2 protein-coding genes are annotated in these 4,180 nt (G+C 44.0%); one reads left to right on the top strand and one right to left on the bottom strand.

The annotated features are described in order from the left end of the window. Positions 1 to 97: 97 nt before the first annotated feature. Positions 98 to 1,846 (bottom strand): mechanosensitive ion channel family protein, encoded by a 1,749-nt coding sequence (locus ACESK1_RS11465; protein WP_372920317.1) that lies wholly within the window; start codon positions 1,844 to 1,846, stop codon positions 98 to 100. Between the two features lie 672 nt (positions 1,847 to 2,518). Between ACESK1_RS11465 and ACESK1_RS11460 the strand changes: the two genes are divergently transcribed. After that, positions 2,519 to 3,940: an FAD-binding oxidoreductase gene (locus ACESK1_RS11460; protein WP_372920316.1), complete on the top strand. Its 1,422-nt coding sequence runs from the start codon at positions 2,519 to 2,521 to the stop codon at positions 3,938 to 3,940. Positions 3,941 to 4,180: the final 240 nt, after the last annotated feature.

The raw sequence follows: 4,180 nt of genomic DNA, 5'->3' as shown, positions 1-4,180 counted from the left end.
AAACAATAAACCCAGGAAAAACCGATAACCGAGAACTCAGAACTCAGAACCCAAGCATTACTCCGTCACAAGATCACAAGATCACAGGCTCACATCGTTACTCGTTTTCCACACTCCCCTCAGAAGGATACTTAGAAGTATTCTTCAATTTCTCTATCTGCTCTTTACTGAACTTCGGAATCGGCATTTCATTTTTGCTGCGCCAGTCCTTCACCTTTTCCTCTGCTTCTTCCACCTTTACTTTATTCAGCCCATGATCTTTGGCGAAGTATAGCGTTTGAGAAGGGAAAGCGAAACCGCTGCCGCTTTTCTCTACGACCTCCATCATCCTTAGCATGAGATCTTCCTTTATTTCCAGGTAATGATCATAATCGATGGCATTGAGATAAGCAAAAACCTCAAGGTCCAGTGAACTGGAGGCAAAACCTATAAAACGGATCCTGGCCGGCTCGGGTAGCACTTTGGGGTGGGAGTAGAGCACCTTGCGAAGTTCAGCCAGTAAATACCGAAGTTGGTCCGGGCTGGTCTCGTACCTGAAGTTTAACACGCTGTGAAATCTGAATTTATCCCGGTGGGCGTAATTTTCGATGGTGTCAGAAGAAAAAGCACCGTTGGGAATCGTAACCAGGGTACGGTCTAAGGTGCGGATACGCGTAGACCTGATTCCGATCTTCTCTACATGTCCCGTAATTTCTCCCACCCTGCAGAAATCGCCTACCCGTATGGGCCGGTCGGTGATAAGAGTTACACTCCCCACAAAGTTTTCTATGGTTTTCTGGGCACCCAGAGCCAGGGCAATACCACCAATTCCCAGGGCGGCGAGTCCTGTGGTTACATCGATGCCAACAGCTCCCAGGATAGCGATAATTCCCAGGATCACTATGGCGATCTTGGCGGCCCGTTGGAGGAACAGAACAATAGAGACCCCTGCCGGATTCCCCCGCAGCAACATCTTTTTCTGTGAATATTTCCCCAGAAAATCAGAAAGTCGCCATAACAGAAGCACTATCGCAGTAATTCCCACGATGACGGTAAGCGCACTGAATTTTTGTCTTATGATGATCGATAGGCCTATAGTTCGGGACAGACTTATGAAAAGCATCACGGCCAGGTAAAGAACCAGAGGCAGGTGTAAGGCGCTTAATATCCCGGAAGCCGGCTCCTCCCGTGCACCTTTCCATAGTTTCCGTGAAATCCATAGTAGGATCCCAATTACCGCCCATGCCAGCAGATAGCTTAAAGCGATTAGTATCACGGCAACGATCCATTGGCCTACCGGCACGCCGCCCCAGATATTATTTTTTAGAAATCCCGGTAGCAGTCGGTCTACCAGGGAATTGGGAGTAGTGGAGGCCGAATCTATCACCGCCAGGCTTTCTTCCGAAAACAACCAAATGGGGTTATTTTCATTCCCGATGGTCTTTACCAGGAGAATATCTATCCTCTCCCCGTCAGCATTCACCGTGCCTATCTTATCGAGCTCAGGCTCCAGATTGTCATCGGTGCGGCCCTCCGGTTCTTTGCTTATTAAAGAATAGGGTAAAATATCTCCCTCGGTATCCAGCAATGCCATGAGCACCTGTATCAATTCCTCCTGGCCCTCTGAATCCCTGATCATTTGTGGAAATTCCAGGTATCTCGAAGCTCGTGAATAATTCCTTGCCGACATCGCATCGATAAAACCTATCACCGTGCCCCGGGGCGTATGTCTTCCTAAGGGATCCTCCTGTATTTCTTCCTCTTCTTCAGTTTCCGCAGGGGTGATCCCCGGAATCTGGGCCGTGGCCATCAAACTAAAAAGAATAAGGATAAAGGTGAGCAGACTTTTATTATGGAGTATTTTCATCACAGACTTTTTAGGATATACTATGATACAAATTTATAATTAATCTTTGCATTACCCCGCAAGGCTTTGGAACCCTTTATTTGTCTCTTTTTTAATTCCACTAATACATTGAACCTGAAGCCTTAACATTGGACCCCGAACAACAAACCCCAAACCACAAACTCCGGAAAAATCGAGAACCCACAACCAAAAACCCTTGTCACTTCGAAGCGCAGCGAGAAGTCCCATCCTGAGAGCAAATAGAACCCGACCATCCCCGAAACTATAACTCCACCGACGGACAACTTTGAACCTTGAACTCAGAACAACAAACAATAAACCCCAATCCATAAACCTCAAGAAACCCACAACAGAGAACCCACAACAGAGAACCCACAACAGAGAACCCACAACCAAAAACCCTTGTCACTTCGAAGCGCAGCGAGAAGTCCCACCCTGAGAGCAATTAGAACCCGACCATCCCCGAAACTATAACTCCACCGACGGACAACTTTGAACCTTGAACATTAAACCTTGAACTCCGAACAACAAACTATAAAAAACCTCATCCCGGAAATCTTGTTCTTATTTCTTCCAATATTACAGGAAAACCCTTAAATGTTTTAACTATTTCCATTTATTAAAAATTATAAATTTTGGTTAGTTTAAGGTTCAATTTCAAAATGAATCGTGATGGAAACAGGAAAGATATTGAAGTGGAATGATGAATTGGAAGTAATTAATCCTGATCGTCTTATGGCCCTAAAAAGGAAAATTGATGGCAGGTTAATAATAAAAGATGATGATGACTATGATAATAGCCGAATGGTTTGGAATGGAATGATTGACCGTAGTCCAGCAATTATTGTTAAATGCAAAAATGAACATGATATTCAGGAAACCCTGAAATTTGCCACGGAAAATGAGGTGGTAGTAACGGTAAAAGGCGGAGGGCATCATGTTGCCGGTGGAGCCGTTTGTGACCATGGATTAATGATTGATCTCTCAGATATGAATGCGGTTACTTTAGATGAAGAAAATAAACAGGTGTCGGTACAGGGAGGAGCTACGTGGGGAGAGGTAGACCAGGTTACACAGGCCAAAGGTCTGGCAACCCCCGGCGGTCTGGTTTCAGACACCGGTGTGGCCGGTCTAACACTGGGAGGTGGTTTAGGCTGGCTTCGTAGAAAATATGGCCTGGCGTGTGATAACCTGGTTTCGGCAGAAATTATTACGGCCAATGGAGATCGTATAACTGCTGATAATGACCAGAACGCCGATCTCTTTTGGGCAATTAAAGGGGGTGGGCCCGGTTTTGGTATTGTAAGTACTTTTAATTTCAGGCTTTACCAGGTAGGGCCAGAGGTGATGAGTTGCATCGTTTTTTATCCGGCCAGATTAACTGGTGAAATCCTGAGATATTACCGGTCAAATGCCGCTGCTTTACCTCCTGAAGCTTCCATTACACTTATATATGGCAGTATTCCCGAAAACGAACCTTTTCCTGAAAAGCATTTTGGAGAAGATTTTATACTCATTGCCGGAATGTATGCCGGTGCTGCTGAAGAAGGAGAAAAAGTTTTTGCTCCTTATAGAAAATTTGGAGAACCCATAGCAGATTTTAGTGGATTGATGCCCTATACCGAATTACAACAATTTTTTGATGAGGATTATCCAAAATTTGATCTTAATTATTATTGGAAATCCCTGTTTTTTGATGAGGTAACCGATGAAGTGATCGAGAAATTTATAGAGCTGGGAAAGAGCCGTCCTTCTCCCTTAAGTACTGTTGATATTTGGCTGTTAGGTGGTGCAATTGATAAAGTCAAACCCCTGGAAACCGCGTATGCCCATCGCGGAGCTCAACATTTACTTGGGATAGAATCCAATTGGGAGAAAAAACAGTCTGATTCATTAAATATTGAATGGACAAGAAAAGCAATTGAGAATTTTCTTCCTCTTTCCGGTGGGTCCTCTTACGTGAATTTTGAGGATATCGAAGAGAAGAGCCAAAAAATGGCCGGAGGTAAAAATTTCGAAAAACTACAGGCAATAAAGAAAAAATATGATCCAAAAGCTTTATTTAGCCACTACTCCAGAGCTACCGCCTCCTGAACATTCGGTATTGCTTTAACAGAGCTTATTTTCGTGGCAATATTTTCCGGTTTGTGTAAGCTTCCCCTAATTTAAACTGCCTATTTGTTTAAAGACTTTTTACCAGGGATATACCGGGAAATATTTTATTATCTATTATTATTGAACGGGAGCATTAACCTTAAACTTTAAATCTTGAACTCCTAACAGAGGAATCTTGTCACTTCGAAGCGCAGCGAGAAGTCCCATCCTGAGAGCAAA

Source organism: Salegentibacter sp. (assembly GCF_041642575.1).
Classification (GTDB): domain Bacteria; phylum Bacteroidota; class Bacteroidia; order Flavobacteriales; family Flavobacteriaceae; genus Salegentibacter.
This window is presented reverse-complemented; position numbering and strand designations above follow the sequence as displayed.